Source organism: Pseudoalteromonas sp. Z1A8 (assembly GCF_011378855.1).
Classification (GTDB): domain Bacteria; phylum Pseudomonadota; class Gammaproteobacteria; order Enterobacterales; family Alteromonadaceae; genus Pseudoalteromonas.
Genome location: NZ_WTLB01000071.1, coordinates 1 through 14,077, shown reverse-complemented (window position 1 = coordinate 14,077; position 14,077 = coordinate 1). Strand labels below are relative to the sequence as shown.

13 protein-coding genes and 4 tRNA genes are annotated in these 14,077 nt (G+C 39.6%); 13 read left to right on the top strand and 4 right to left on the bottom strand.

Translation table 11 applies throughout. From position 1 onward, the window contains the following. The first annotated feature begins 335 nt into the window (after window positions 1-335). From GQR55_RS18380 to GQR55_RS18365, 4 genes are all read left to right on the top strand, one after another. A complete protein-coding gene (locus GQR55_RS18380; RefSeq protein WP_206012141.1) occupies window positions 336-1,430 on the top strand; it encodes a methionine aminotransferase in 1,095 nt (364 codons plus the stop codon). Next, on the top strand, window positions 1,418-2,191 hold the full coding sequence (locus GQR55_RS18375) for an amidohydrolase (protein ID WP_166421756.1): 774 nt from the start codon (window positions 1,418-1,420) through the stop codon (window positions 2,189-2,191). Before GQR55_RS18380 ends, GQR55_RS18375 begins: the two co-directional genes overlap by 13 nt. Before the next feature lie 76 nt (window positions 2,192-2,267). Further along, a complete protein-coding gene (locus GQR55_RS18370) occupies window positions 2,268-3,689 on the top strand; it encodes a mannose-1-phosphate guanylyltransferase/mannose-6-phosphate isomerase (RefSeq protein WP_166421755.1) in 1,422 nt (473 codons plus the stop codon). 36 nt (window positions 3,690-3,725) lie between these two features. Beyond that, on the top strand, window positions 3,726-3,947 hold the full coding sequence (locus tag GQR55_RS18365; RefSeq protein ID WP_166421754.1) for a 50S ribosome-binding protein YggL: 222 nt from the start codon (window positions 3,726-3,728) through the stop codon (window positions 3,945-3,947). Between the two features lie 141 nt (window positions 3,948-4,088). Here GQR55_RS18365 and GQR55_RS18355 read toward each other — a convergent pair whose 3' ends face one another. From GQR55_RS18355 to GQR55_RS18345, 3 genes are all read right to left on the bottom strand, one after another. Continuing rightward, window positions 4,089-6,245: a response regulator gene (locus tag GQR55_RS18355; protein ID WP_166421752.1), complete on the bottom strand. Its 2,157-nt coding sequence runs from the start codon at window positions 6,243-6,245 to the stop codon at window positions 4,089-4,091. Window positions 6,246-6,413: 168 nt separating this feature from the next. Further along, window positions 6,414-7,070, bottom strand: coding sequence for a response regulator transcription factor (locus GQR55_RS18350; RefSeq protein ID WP_077536419.1), 657 nt, complete (start codon window positions 7,068-7,070; stop codon window positions 6,414-6,416). Between the two features lie 222 nt (window positions 7,071-7,292). Further along, the gene (locus GQR55_RS18345; RefSeq protein ID WP_166421751.1) at window positions 7,293-7,661 is read right to left on the bottom strand and encodes a histidine triad nucleotide-binding protein; all 369 of its coding nucleotides are present in this window, start codon (window positions 7,659-7,661) and stop codon (window positions 7,293-7,295) included. Window positions 7,662-7,753: 92 nt separating this feature from the next. Between GQR55_RS18345 and GQR55_RS18340 the strand changes: the two genes are divergently transcribed. After that, the gene (locus GQR55_RS18340; protein ID WP_166421750.1) at window positions 7,754-8,353 is read left to right on the top strand and encodes a DUF2057 domain-containing protein; all 600 of its coding nucleotides are present in this window, start codon (window positions 7,754-7,756) and stop codon (window positions 8,351-8,353) included. A gap of 57 nt (window positions 8,354-8,410) precedes the next feature. Here the strand turns inward: GQR55_RS18340 and GQR55_RS18335 are convergent, their stop codons facing one another. Next, window positions 8,411-10,252: a M1 family metallopeptidase gene (locus GQR55_RS18335; protein WP_166421757.1), complete on the bottom strand. Its 1,842-nt coding sequence runs from the start codon at window positions 10,250-10,252 to the stop codon at window positions 8,411-8,413. Between the two features lie 143 nt (window positions 10,253-10,395). Here GQR55_RS18335 and murB point away from each other — a divergent pair, with 143 nt between their 5' ends. The 8 genes from murB to GQR55_RS18295 all read left to right on the top strand — a co-directional run. Further along, window positions 10,396-11,406: a UDP-N-acetylmuramate dehydrogenase gene (gene murB, locus GQR55_RS18330; protein ID WP_166421749.1), complete on the top strand. Its 1,011-nt coding sequence runs from the start codon at window positions 10,396-10,398 to the stop codon at window positions 11,404-11,406. Further along, entirely contained in the window at window positions 11,403-12,395 is a 993-nt protein-coding gene (gene birA, locus GQR55_RS18325; RefSeq protein ID WP_166421748.1) for a bifunctional biotin--[acetyl-CoA-carboxylase] ligase/biotin operon repressor BirA, read from the top strand. The genes murB and birA overlap by 4 nt, the downstream gene beginning before the upstream one ends. Then, window positions 12,392-13,102, top strand: coding sequence for a type III pantothenate kinase (locus GQR55_RS18320; protein ID WP_166421747.1), 711 nt, complete (start codon window positions 12,392-12,394; stop codon window positions 13,100-13,102). The genes birA and GQR55_RS18320 overlap by 4 nt, the downstream gene beginning before the upstream one ends. Window positions 13,103-13,228: 126 nt before the next feature. After that, window positions 13,229-13,304 (top strand) — tRNA-Thr (locus GQR55_RS18315). Between the two features lie 40 nt (window positions 13,305-13,344). Next, a tRNA-Tyr gene (locus GQR55_RS18310) sits at window positions 13,345-13,429 on the top strand. Between the two features lie 44 nt (window positions 13,430-13,473). Next, window positions 13,474-13,548, top strand: a tRNA-Gly gene (locus tag GQR55_RS18305). 11 nt (window positions 13,549-13,559) lie between these two features. Further along, a tRNA-Thr gene (locus GQR55_RS18300) sits at window positions 13,560-13,635 on the top strand. Between the two features lie 128 nt (window positions 13,636-13,763). Then, a partial coding sequence (locus GQR55_RS18295) for a GTP-binding protein (protein WP_240916915.1) occupies window positions 13,764-14,077 on the top strand: 314 nt, incomplete at its 3' end.

The following is a 14,077-nucleotide window of genomic DNA, read 5'->3' as shown; positions in this document are numbered from 1 at the left end:
ATGGCTTAAGTTACAAGCCATCCTGGAAGGCTACGATTTAGCAAAATCTCTTGAGCCAGACTTGTGATCAAGAGACAGCTAATAGCGCCTTTTTCAGTTTAATTAGCTTATTAATAAACTAAAAAGTGCTTCTTTGTTGCCGCATGTAATAACTTGCTCGTTGTGGCATTGTTTTGCATAAATTCCTCACTAATGAGCGTAAAGCTAATTACCTTTTGGCGGCTACACTTTTATTTAAAGCAGTGATAGCATCGCTTTAAGCGCAAAACCATCATTAAGGGCATCACGTGTTTGAAAGTAAATGACCAAATTTAGGCGTTAGTATATTTAGCCAAATGAGTGGGTTGGCTAATGAGTTTTCGGCAATTAATCTCTCTCAAGGCTTTCCTGAGTTTGATGCTCCTGATCTTTTAAAAACGCAGCTAAATTATTATGTGCAGCAAGGCGTTAATCAATATGCACCTTCAAGTGGCGTACCTCGATTACAGCAACAAATTGCTGATTTAGCAAAGCGCAAATATGCAGCTGATATAAATGCCGCGGAGCAGGTTACAGTTACCTCAGGCGCAACAGAGGCATTGTTTGTGGCTATTCAAACAATTGTACGGCCCAATGATGAAGTGATAGTGTTTGACCCTGCATATGACTCTTACCAACCTGCAATTGAACTTGCTGGGGGTAAGGCAATACATATTGCTTTGAGTGCACCAAATTACACAATTAATTGGCAGATAGTGAGCCAAGCAATGACTAAAAACACCCGTGCAATTATTATTAATACACCGCATAACCCGAGCGGTAAAATATTGCAGGCGCAAGATTTAAAAGAGCTTAAAGAGTTAGTTGGTACTCACAAATCATATGTAATAAGCGACGAGGTATATGAGCATATTACGTTTGATGATCAGCCGCATTTAAGTGTATTACGCGATGATGAATTATTTGCCAAAAGCTTTGTTATATCGAGTTTTGGCAAAACGTTTCACAGCACGGGCTGGAAAATGGGTTACTGCATTGCACCTGCAGATTTAGCTGTCGAATTTAGAAAAATTCATCAGTATGTTACGTTTTCAAGTTTTACGCCTGCACAGCATGCGCTTGCCGATATGCTAGAGCAGCAAGGCGAGCATATAGATGAGCTAAGTGGGTTTTATCAGCAAAAACGCGATTTATTAGCAAGTCATTTAAGTAATAGTCGCTTTAAAATTCTACCTAGCCAAGGCACTTACTTTTTATTGTTAGATTACAGTGATGTATCGGATTTAAACGATGTTGAATTTTGCCATTGGTTAGTTGAGCAAGCCGGTGTTGCGGCTATTCCGTTAAGTGTGTTTTATCAAAAGCCCCCAACCGATAAAGTCATTCGTTTATGCTTTGCTAAAAACGACAACACTCTCATAGAGGCTGCGCAAATATTATGTCAACTTTAACCATTACAGCATTGCAAAGCTCGCTTCACTGGCTTGATAAAGACGCTAATTTAGCCATGTTTGATAAACAACTTAAAGCAATTACTAATCAGCCCGATTTAATTTTATTACCAGAAACATTTTCGACTGGCTTTGCTATTAATTTAGATTGTGCAGAACCCGAAAACGGTAAAGTACTTACTTGGTTAAAGGCGCAGGCTCATAAACATAATGCGGTTATTGCGGGTTCAGTACTTGTTGCACAAGGTGATAAAAAAGCCAATCGGTTTTATTGGGTAAAGCCCGATGGAGAGGTGAGTTATTACGATAAGCGCCATTTATTTCGTCTAGGCAGTGAGGGTGACTACGTTGTAGCAGGGCAAGCGCGCAAAGTTTTTGAAATCAACGGCTTTAAATTGTTACCACAGGTATGTTACGACCTGCGTTTTCCGGTATTTCAACGCAATAATAACGACTACGATGTAATGATAAACGTAGCCAATTGGCCTGCTGTGCGCCGCCATATTTGGGATACGTTACTTATGGCGCGTGCAATGGAAAACCTATGTTATGTAGTAGGCGTTAATCGCGTGGGTGAAGACGGTAATAATATCGCACATAATGGCGGTACAGCGGTATACGACTTCAAAGGCGATGCATTAACTAAAGCGAAAGATAACACTGAACAGCTAGTGACTGTAACGCTTGAAAAAGCACCACTTGATGAGTTTAAGGCGGCGTTTCCTGCCTATTTAGACGCTGACTCTTTTTCATTAATATAAATACGTTAATTTAGTACAGAGCCAATAAAGTGTTAAAATAGTCGCTGATATTTTTTGTTGGCGGCTAATTTACGTTATGAACACTTTAATCACTCCTGTAATTTTAGCCGGTGGCATAGGCTCTCGCTTGTGGCCGCTTTCTCGCCAAGCAATGCCTAAACAATTTTTACCACTGCTTAATGAAAATAAGTCTTTACTGCAAAGTACATTAGCGCGAGTTTCTAATGACTTGTTCGATAACGCTATTTTAGTGTGTAATGAGCAGCACCGATTTATTGCTGCAGAGCAAGCAGCAAGCTCAACTTCTACTGCATTATTACTCGAACCCAAAGGTAAGAATACCGCGCCTGCTATCGCATTAGCCGCCCACTATGCACTGCAAAATGGGATTACCGGACCGTTATTAGTGATGCCTGCCGATCACCATATTGAAAACTTTGATGTATTAACTACTAAGCTCCCTGAAGCTGTAAAACTTGCCGAGCAAGGAAAGCTTGTTACGTTTTCGATTACGCCTACAGAGCCACATACTGGCTATGGCTATATAAAACAAGGCGCGGCTATTGCCGGTACGGGTTGTTACGATGTTGCTCAATTTAAAGAAAAGCCTAACCTAGATACAGCGAAACGTTATTTAACCCAAGGTGGTTATAGCTGGAATAGCGGCATGTTTTTATTTACCCCAGCGGCATACTTAAAAGAGCTCGAACGGTTTGCCCCAAAAATAGCAAAGAGTGTAGCTGCAGCGGCACAGTTTACTAAAGATTTAGGCTTTACCCGCCCAAGCAGCAGTGCGCTTGAACATTGCACAAGTGATTCAATAGATTACGCTATTTTAGAGCGCAGTAATAACGTAGTTGTTATGCCGGTTGACTTACAATGGAGTGACGTAGGCAGCTTTTCATCTCTTGATGCACTTACAAAAAAAGATGAACACGGTAATAGTTTAAATGCTAATTATATGGCTCAAAAAAGTACTAACAACTTAGTAATAAACGAAGCGGAGCACACAATTGCCACGCTTGGAGTAAGTGATTTAGCGATTATTCATACTCATGATGCCACGTTAATAGCAAATCAAAATGAGCTAGATTTACTGCCTTTGTTGCTTAAGCAAGTTGCGACAACACAGGCTGATAAACTTAGCCACCATCAAGTCGTTTTTCGCCCATGGGGAAATTACCGTACTTTAGTTGAAGGCGCTGGCTTTAAAGTTAAAAAAATCACTGTTAACAGCGGTGCTAAGCTTTCGACGCAGCGCCATCAGCACCGAGCCGAACATTGGGTTGTGGTTTCAGGTATTGCAGACGTATGTATTAACGAGCAAGCGCATACGCTAACGCATGACCAATCGTGTTATATCGCCGCAAAGCAAATTCATAGCTTGGCTAATAATCAAAAAGAGCTATTAATAGTCATTGAAGTGCAAACCGGTGCTGTACTTGATGAAAGCGATATAGAGCGATTTGATGATAAATATGGAAGAGATAAAAATTAAATTATTAATATTTCAAATTATAGAAGAGTGAACCTTATGGAGCATATAAATAAACAAAGAAAACCAAAAAGTAAAAGGCTTCGTAAAAAATTATATGTGGGTGAGTATTCTATTTTAGGTTTTTCACTTAAGTGTAATTTAGCATTAAAAAATAAAATACAGTTTGATGTTTTTATTGATGACTTTTTAGCACTCGCTGCATCACAAAAGCTTATGGTTGGAGGAGGGGGGATGCGGAATATTTCGAGGTGTTTATAACATCTTCCAAGCGTTATGGTTCACCTTCAATAGAAGATATAGAGGTGATTAAAAGCTGGTTGTTAAAAAATAAAGACGTTTCAAACTTATCATTAGGGCAGTTAGTGGATGCTAATTATAGTTTTTAACTGATATTAAATTTCACTCTAACTGCCCACGCACAAACTTTAAATACTGCTCTAAGCTTCGTTGCCACAGATCTAACGCTTCATCAAGCATGTTGTTGTGTGGTTTTTTATCGAGTAAGCGGCGCTCTATTTTTTTAAGCTCAATACCATAGCGATTAAAACCCAACTGCAGCGCGGTACTTGCTTGGCGATGTAAAAGCTTAATGCATTGCTCTGGTTGTTGATCAATGAGCTTTTGACAGCGAATTAGCTTGTTACGCGCCGAAAGCACAAATTCATTATAAATTGAAGATACTTCATCTTCACTAAACGAGCTGGTGAGTGTTTCGGCTGCTGTTTTGTCATACAAGGTATCAATTAATTCTACGGCTATGCTAGCGGTTTGATTAGATTGAGAGTCGCTAAGTGCTTGGCGAAGCTTTTCGTGCTTAATAGGCTTGCCTACAATGTCTTTTATACCTAGTTCTAAATACTCTTTTACTTCGTCAGGGCTAAGGCTTGCAGTAAACGCGAGCACTGGGGTTCGTTGATTTTTATGATCAATGCGTTTTAGACGTTTAAGTACTTCTTGGCCTGTTAAGTCAGGTAGGTTCATATCAAGTAAAACAACATCAAAGTGATGAGCTTGCATTAGTTCTATCGCGCTTTTGCCATCTTTTGCGAGCTTAATTTTGTGCTCATCGTCGGCCATAAATTCTATAGCAATTTTTTGATTTAAATCTAAATCTTCAACCAGTAATACATCAAGACCTGTTAAGTAATCTTTAGTTTGATGGCGCTGCTCTACAAGGCTTAATTCGCCTAAAGCAAACGTGATGGTAAAGCTAAATACACTGCCTGTACCAAGCTGGCTGGCTATTTCGAGTCGGCTACTCAGCTTTTCAAGTAAGCGGCTGGTAATAGCTAAGCCAAGGCCGGTACCGCCTTTCTCTTTCCCTGCACTACTTTGCACATAAGGTTCTGTTAAATAAGCTATTTCATCATTTTCAATTCCTGGTCCTGAATCTTTTACGCTAATTTTTATGGTATGTTCAAGTTGCTTTTCTAAGACTAAATCAACCTGAATCTTAACGGTTCCGTGGTCTGTAAACTTAATGGCATTACCCACTAAATTAATAATTATTTGCCTAAGCTTTTGTTGGTCACAGTAATAACAGGCTTGCTCTGGAATATTACATATTAGTTCAAACTTTAGCTGTTTTTGCTCGGCGAGTGGGCTTAGTAATAAGCATAAATTATTAAGCCATGTTTTAAACTCTACATCTTCTTCGTAAAGCGCTTCATCACTTTGATCTAAGCTCGCGTAATCAAGGACTTTATCTACCAATAAGTTAAGTGATTCGGCAGAATTTATAATTGCCTCGCAGTAAGCTTTATTGCGTGTATCACTTGTTTGGTTCATAACAAGTTGAGCGCTGCCTAAAATACCGTTAAGTGGAGTACGAATTTCGTGGCTTATCGTTGATAAAAAGAGTCCGCGTATCTCTAAATCTTTTTGTGCTTTATCGGCTAATTTATTAAGGTGCTGCTCTCTGCGCTCATTACATAATAGCGCCATACCCGAAGCGTAAAACATCGGTGCAATCACGCCATTTAAAAATAATAAAGCGCTAAACCAGCCGTTTGTTAAAAGGTTTTTTTGTTCAATGTTATCCATGAATAACAAGCGGCCAATAAAGCTAAAAGTAACAAGCGTTAAAATGGTTATGTATACAATGCTGCCGTTAGGATAGGGCTTGCGGGCATATTTAATAAATATAAAGAGTAAAAACCCAGCTTCTGCTATGTGCTGTAAATCGGATGCAATAATTCTTTCGCGCAAAGATGGGTCAAAAAAGGTGTAATAACCAAGCGTTATAGCGCTAAAAGCAGTAACGGAGCAAAGTAATTTAAAACCTATACCGTGATAGTTTAAAAACTGACTGAGTGAAAGGCAATGAACTACCGATGCGGCAAACATCATGCTACTCGCTACGCTAATAATAACTAAATTATGTGCCTCACCAACAAGAGTAAAACCAATAACAGAACCTAATAGTAATAGAGGATAAAAAATGTATAGCAGTGTGCCTGGAATTTGTTTGTTTGTTCGCCATGTTAAAAAGTTAAGTAAGGTCATTACAACCATAATGGCTATGCTGGCAAAGTAAAGAGTGAAAGAATCGAGCATTAATATTCCAGCAAAGTAATTTTTAAACCAAGATTATCAAAAGTATACAGTTATACCAATCCTCAAAGTAGTTAACTTAGTAAGCGAATTGGTATTAAATAAATGTGTAACACATACAAAAACAGACACTTAAGTGTCTGTTTTTGTATATTTAGTCGAAATACGTATTTAGCGAATTTCGTCAGGTATATTTTGTTGTGCCCAAGACAGTAGCTCAATACGGTTACGACATTTAGTTTTTCTAAATGCACTGTATAAATGTGTTTTTACAGTATGTGGGCTAATGCTAAGTTCTTCAGCGATTTCTTTATTTTTAGAGCCATTACTCATTAATGAGATAATTGCTTTTTCTCGCTTAGTAAGTTTAACCGGCTCTATATCACCTTCAGTAAGTTTGTGCAGTGCGTCTTTGTTAAACTGCAACATACGATTTAATGCATTACACATAATATCGCGACGATACCAAAGTTGATCTTCCATTAGTAGGCGTATACCTTTCATTAATACATCCGCGTTATCGGTTGTATAAAATACGCCGCGAATACCGCTTAAAAGCGCGCGATTAGCAAGCTCTGGGTTTTCGTCTAGGTTGAATAATATGATATCGCATTTAATACGCAGGTTTACTAGTTGTTCTTTTAGTTTACCCCATGCATCTTTACTTGATGTTTCAATAAACAAAAGTCGAGTCCCTTCAGGTATATCTAAAATGTTCGTACCTGTGGTTACGTCAAGGCCTTGCGTTTTTAACAAAGGTTCTAAAACGTTTATGCCAATAGTGTTAATTGGCTCTTTATCTAATAACAAAAAGGCTGAACTGCTCATGTTTTTTATACTCTTTTATAAAGCTGACTGGTTGAGTTTATCACGACTTCCACACCTTTAGTATTAGAAAGTCGCTGGTGTACTCAATAACAAATACGATTTTACAATTATTTAAACATAAAATGTTGCAAATAAGTAACTATTTCTCACTTTATGCTCATGAAAAATCATAATATTTGTAACTAATTACTCGAGCAGAATAAAGTAACAAAAAAATCTTAATTAATTTACTTTTTTTGTGCTTTGATAAGGTGGCCATCCCATTTCTTTACCGCCAAGCATATGTAAATGTATGTGATAAACAGTTTGCCCTCCATGCTCGTTACAGTTCATAACCACGCGGTATCCATCGTCAGAAAAATTATGCTGTTTAGCTAATTTAGCCGCAACAACATATAAGTTGCCTACTAAGTGTGAGTTTTCAGGGTTTATATCATTTATAGTGGCAATTGCTTTTTTTGGGATAATTAACACGTGAAAAGGCGCTTGTGGGTTTATATCTTTAAATGCGAGAGTGTCTTCATCTTCATAAACGATATCGGCTGGAATTTCACGATTAATTATTTTGGTAAAAATAGTTTCTTGGCTCATAGTGTGTTCCTAATTAAGTGTTATGAAATTTAAGCTCACTAATGACAAACTTTCAAAGCAGTGTCAAACTGAAATCAAATAAAGGAGTTAATATGCTTAAACCAATTTTAATAAGTAGTGCCGTTGCATTACTAGTTAGTTTTTCGGCTAATGCTGAAAATATTCACTTTCCAGAAGAGTTTGTACCACTACAAGTGGGTGACCGCATGCTAGAAAGCTCTTTGTTTAGCCGTATTGATGATGTAGAGCTTGCACCAGGCACTTATCAGCTTAGGCTAAAGTACACCGATTTATATGAAGATGATTACGACACGCATGAAGTTGTGGAGTCTGAGCCATTTTGGGTTGATGTAACTATTGAAGCGGGTAAAGATTATACCTTAGTGTTTAATCGAGCGGAAAATGCAGTATCTGCAAAAGTATTTGCAGAAGCCCCTCAAGTGAGCTTAAAAGCCAAAAATAGCGCCATTGCTAAACCATTAAGTGTTATTCCTGATACGCAGTTAGCAAGTAATAAACCGGTAATGAAAAATACAGTGCCAGCAGGGCCTACACGTCCAAGCCGACCAATAAAGCCAATAGCGCCAATTACAGGTAAGGGCATGCCAAGTGCGCCACAAATGCTTGATTTTTGGTGGCAGCAAGCCACAACGATAGAGCGTAAAGCTTTTTTAGAAAAAGTGAAAAATTAAAGTACAGACAAACAAAAGGGCCAAACTTGGCCCTTTTTAGTTTCTAATTAACGCTATTTATTCAAACAATGCGTCAATAGTACCTTGTGCAAGTGGGTGATACCCTGGGCGCGCTTTTAAGTACACGCTTTGTGCCCACTCTTTTTTACCGTTAGTGATAAGTGATTTATATAACGGCACAATTAATTTACGACGGCCAATACCTGATAAGTGCTTATTAAGCGCAGGATAAATTGGTTGATAACCATTGCCTACAGCTAGCATAAACCAAGCAAATGCACGTTCAGCATTAGTTGACTGCGTTAAGTTAAACTCTGAGTCTAGCTCAACCATGTGCTCTTGGCTTAAATCACGTGGTAAGTTATTTAAAAAGTGTAGCCACTCATGTACAGACCAATCAGTCGTTGGTAGTTGGGCGGCTGTTGTGTCGCCTTTTAACCATGCTGCTGTTGCTGTATCTACTTTATCAAACGCATCAGAAGTAGGGTTTGGTGCATCACTTGGTAAGCCAGGTTCAAAAATCCACTCGTTTACTTTATCCATGCTTACAACACCAGGATACTTTTCAATTAAGTTAGCTTTTAAGTAAGTAACAAATTGTGCAGTAGTCAGTGATTTAAACGAAAACTCTTTAAAGTACGCTTTTACAAATGGGTCAAATTTATCGCGACCGTATTTGTTTTCTAGGTAAATTAAGAATAGTTGACCTTTAGTGTAAGGCACTGAGCTAAATGCATCGTCTGGATCGCGTCCGTTAAGTTTTAAATTAAGGCGAGTGTCTGCCGCGTCAATTGTTTTAAGTTGCGCACGTAGTGATGCAGAATCAAGTGCTTGTTCCATAACCGCACGGTCACGGCCAAATACTTCTTCCATAATGCGGTTTTCAACGTACGAGGTAAAACCTTCGTTTAACCATAAATCTTCCCACGTTGCATTAGTGACTAAGTTACCTGACCAAGAATGAGCAAGCTCATGGGCAATGAGGTTAACTAAGCTTTTATCACCGGCAACAACCGTTGGAGTTATAAATGATAAGCGTGGGTTTTCCATGCCACCAAACGGGAAGCTAGGCGGCAGCATTAGTAAGTCGTAACGGCCCCACGCATATTCGCCGTACATAGCGTTTGTTTTGTCGATCATAGCTTGGGTGTCGTCAAATTCAGCAACTGAGGCATCTAAAATAGTTGGCTCAGCAAATATACCCGTTTGACGCGACATTGCTTTGAATTCTAAGTTACCTGCGCCAATAGCAATTAGGTAAGGTGAAATTGCTTGTGGCATATCAAAAATGTAGTCGCCATCTTTATAAAGCGCATCTTTGTTATCGGCACTCATTACAGCACGTATATCTTTTGGTGTATGAATTCGCGCAGAGTAAGTTACACGCATTGCAGGTGTATCTTGCACTGGGATCCAACTACGCGCATGAATTGCTTGCGATTGGCTGTACATAAACGGATGCGTTTTACTTGCCGTTTGCTCAGGTGTTAACCATTGCAGGCCAGATGCTTCTGGACGACTGTTGTAATAAATGCGCACTACTTCAGCTTGGCTTTTAAACTTAATAGTAAGCTTTGAACCTTTAACGTCATCACGCTTAGCTAAATCAAAAGTTGCTTTTTTCCAGTTACCGCTTTGATCTTTGTACATTACTTTATCAATGTCTAAGTCGCGGGTATCAAGTACAAGCGTTCTACTTTTGCTGTTGTTCCAATGAAGAGTATGCTCAACAAAACCTTCTAACTGCTTGTCGGCAAAGTCGACATCTAAATCAAGGTTTAAGTGAGTAGTAACAACATCATCAAGGTTAGCATACGAGTTTTGGTCAATCGCATTAGCCATTGCTTGCGAACACATACCCGCCATAGCGAGGCTTAAAAAAAGAGGTTTAATTTTCATCATTACTCTGAACACAAATAAAAAAGTGCTGGTTTTATATCACGATTGAGACGGTGGGTTGAGTGATTTTTACAATCTAGTGCCACATTTGCGACGATGAGGTAAACTATTGCGATTAGTTACCGGTATTTTTAGAGAGCTTTGTGGCGCATTCATTACACTCCTTACATACATTTGCATTAAACAGCCAATGCCAAAATTTTGTTGAAATTACTCAGCTTGAGCAGCTTAAAACGCAAAGCTTTAACACGCCATTTTGCTTATTAGGTGAGGGCAGTAATACTATATTTTTAGACGATTACGTAGGTAGCGTTATTAAAATGGCAACCAAAGGTATTCAAATTACCGAACGTGAAAGTGATGTGTTAGTAAGTGTTGCCGCAGGCGAAAACTGGCATAAGTTAGTAAGTTACTTACTTGATAAAAATATTCCCGGGCTTGAAAATCTAGCGCTTATACCGGGTACGGTTGGCGCATCGCCGGTGCAAAATATTGGTGCTTATGGCGTTGAGATAGCTAAATTTATAGAGTCGGTAGAATACTTTGATATAACCACTAAAACTATGCACTCGCTAAATAATACGCAATGTGAATTTGCCTACAGAGACTCAATATTTAAACATGACCTTAAAAATAAAGCGGTGATCACGCAAGTGCATTTAGTGCTTCCAAAAAAGTGGCAACCAGTTTTAAGTTATGGCCCTTTGCAGCAGCTAGATGTTATTACACCGCAAGCAGTGTTTGAGCAGGTTATAAAAACGCGTAATAGTAAATTACCAAACCCATATACATTGCCAAATGCGGGCAGTTTTTTTAAAAACCCAATAATAACCAACCAGCAATTAGCTGAGCTATTAAAGCAATTTGTAGATTTACCTCATTACGAATATGGGCACAGCCATCACAAGGTCGCGGCAGGTTGGTTAATCGATCAAAGTGGTTTAAAAGGGTACCGCGAGGCCGGTATAGAAGTGCATCAACAACAAGCACTCGTACTTGTTAATCACGGAGATAGTGAAGGTAGTGACCTAATAAAAATGATTAAACATATTCAGCAAGTTGTTTATACGCGCTACAACATTATGCTTGAGCACGAAGTACGTTTAATTAATCAAACTAGCGAATGCCATATTAACGCGGAGCCTGAGCAATGAAAGCACCTGATGGAAACAAACTCGCTATTTTAAATGCACTTAACCAAGGGGGCTTTGTATCTGGCCAAGCCTTAGGTGAAAAGCTAGGAATTAGCCGGGCTGCGGTTAGTAAACATATTAAAACGTTACAAGAAATGGGTTTGGATATTTTTAAAGTAACCGGCAAAGGCTATTGCTTGAATAGCCAAGTGGGCCTTTTAAATAAAACACAAATTGATCAGCACTACAAAGCGCTAGGTGATAATACGGCCAATGTAGAGGTACACCCTATTATAGATTCGACCAACAGCGAGCTTATGCGCCGCATACAGGCTAAAACTGAGCTTGAGTCTGGCACTGTAATTGTTGCCGAAATGCAGCAAGCAGGGCGTGGCCGACGTGGCCGTGTTTGGCAATCGCCATTCGGTGCTAATTTGTATTACAGTTACTTTTGGCGTTTAGATGACGGGCTTCAAGCTGCAATGGGTGTATCAATTGCGGTAGGTCTTGCTGTTTATGATGCAATTAAAGCGTTATACCAAATTGACGTAGAGCTTAAATGGCCTAACGATATTTATATAAATAAGCAAAAGCTTGCAGGTGTATTAGTTGAACTCGACGGACAGCCGCAAGGGCCTTGTCAGCTCGTGATTGGTATAGGTATCAACTTACAAATGCCAGACAGCTTTAGCCAGCATATAGACCAAGCATGGACGGATTTAAATCAACACACCCAACAGCTTGATAAAAACCAGCTGGTGGCGTCACTTACTCACCACTTAGAGCAGCGTTTAGTAAAGTATCGTCAAACTGGTTTGCAAAATATGTATGAGCAATGGAATTCACTCAATGCGTTTGCTGGCGAATACGTTGAGCTAAATACTGGGCACAGAAGCTGGCGTGGAATATGTGAAGGCATTGACCCACAAGGTGGAATACGAATTCGCCAAGACGGTGAAGTAAAAAGTTATTACGGCGGGGAAGTCTCTCTTCGAAAGGCGCAAGTATGAGATTACTGATCGATGTAGGAAATACATCACTAAAAGCTGTGCTGTGGCATAACGAGCAAGCACAACCAGCAGATATAAATAACCTACCTTGGGTGCAAATAACCGAAGTGATTTATGCATGCGTAGGGCGCAGTGATTTACTGAGCGATATTTTCGCGCAAGCGGCTAGCTATAATATCATTTGCTTTGAAGCTAAGGTAACCAAAACGCTTGGAGGATTAATCTGCGCTTACGAGCATGTGGGTAACTTAGGTATAGATAGGTGGTTGGCGCTTATTGCAGGCTTTACGTTATACCCACATAAAGCATGTATTGTTGTTGATGCAGGCACCGCGACCACAATTGACGTGCTTAATGGCGAAGGACAACATTTGGGTGGCTGGATTTTACCCGGGCTTGATTTAATGACCTCATCGCTTACACAAAACACCCAACGTGTTTTTGATGACGGTAAAACACCGTTTACTAATGAACTGGGTAAAAACACGCCAAATGGTTTAAAAAACGGTGCCTTAGTGGCAACCATCGGGGCAATTGAGCAAGCTAAGCTGAATTTAACGGCTCAAAAAACAGAACAAGCAACACAAATTATTTTTGCTGGTGGCTATGGCTCGCTATTACAACAACAATTTGCAGGCAGTATTTTTGATTCATTGCTCGTAATGAAGGGATTAAATTATTGGCATCAACTCAGTAAAATACGATAAAAAAGTGCAAAAAACGCGTTTTCGCGTGAATATTGAGCATTTAAACTAAAAATTTACACTTTTTTTAATTTTATTGTTGCATCCCAATAAACCTTACTCTAATATCTCGCCCCGTACTAAAGCAGTGCCGACTTAGCTCAGCTGGTAGAGCAACTGACTTGTAATCAGTAGGTCAACCGTTCGACTCGGTTAGTCGGCACCACTTTCCTTTTACCGGAAGTGAATTAGTAGAGAATTATCGTGGAGGGGTTCCCGAGCGGCCAAAGGGATCAGACTGTAAATCTGACGGCTCAGCCTTCGCTGGTTCGAATCCAGCTCCCTCCACCACTTTATTCTTGACGGTTAGAGGTAGTTTAAGAACAGATTTTTATGCGGGCATCGTATAATGGCTATTACCTCAGCCTTCCAAGCTGATGATGCGGGTTCGATTCCCGCTGCCCGCTCCAGTTCTTGTGTTGCTGATATAGCTCAGTTGGTAGAGCGCACCCTTGGTAAGGGTGAGGTCGGCAGTTCGACTCTGCCTATCAGCACCAGTCCTAAGAATCTCCTTGATTACTTCCTTTATCTGTCAGAAAATACTATTTGAAAAAATTAACTTAATCTACCTCTGGTGGATTATTTTCATATGTAATTTAGATACACAAAACTGATAGGTTCCGTCATGGCAAAAGAAAAGTTTGAACGCGTAAAACCGCACGTAAACGTTGGTACAATCGGCCACGTTGACCACGGTAAAACTACACTAACTGCAGCAATCACTAACGTACTTGCAAAAGTATACGGCGGTGTTGCTAAAGATTTCGCATCAATCGATAACGCTCCAGAAGAGCGCGAACGTGGTATCACTATTTCAACGTCTCACGTTGAATACGATACACCTACACGTCACTACGCACACGTAGATTGTCCTGGTCACGCCGATTATGTTAAAAACATGATCACTGGTGCTGCTCAAATGGACGGCGCGATCTTAGT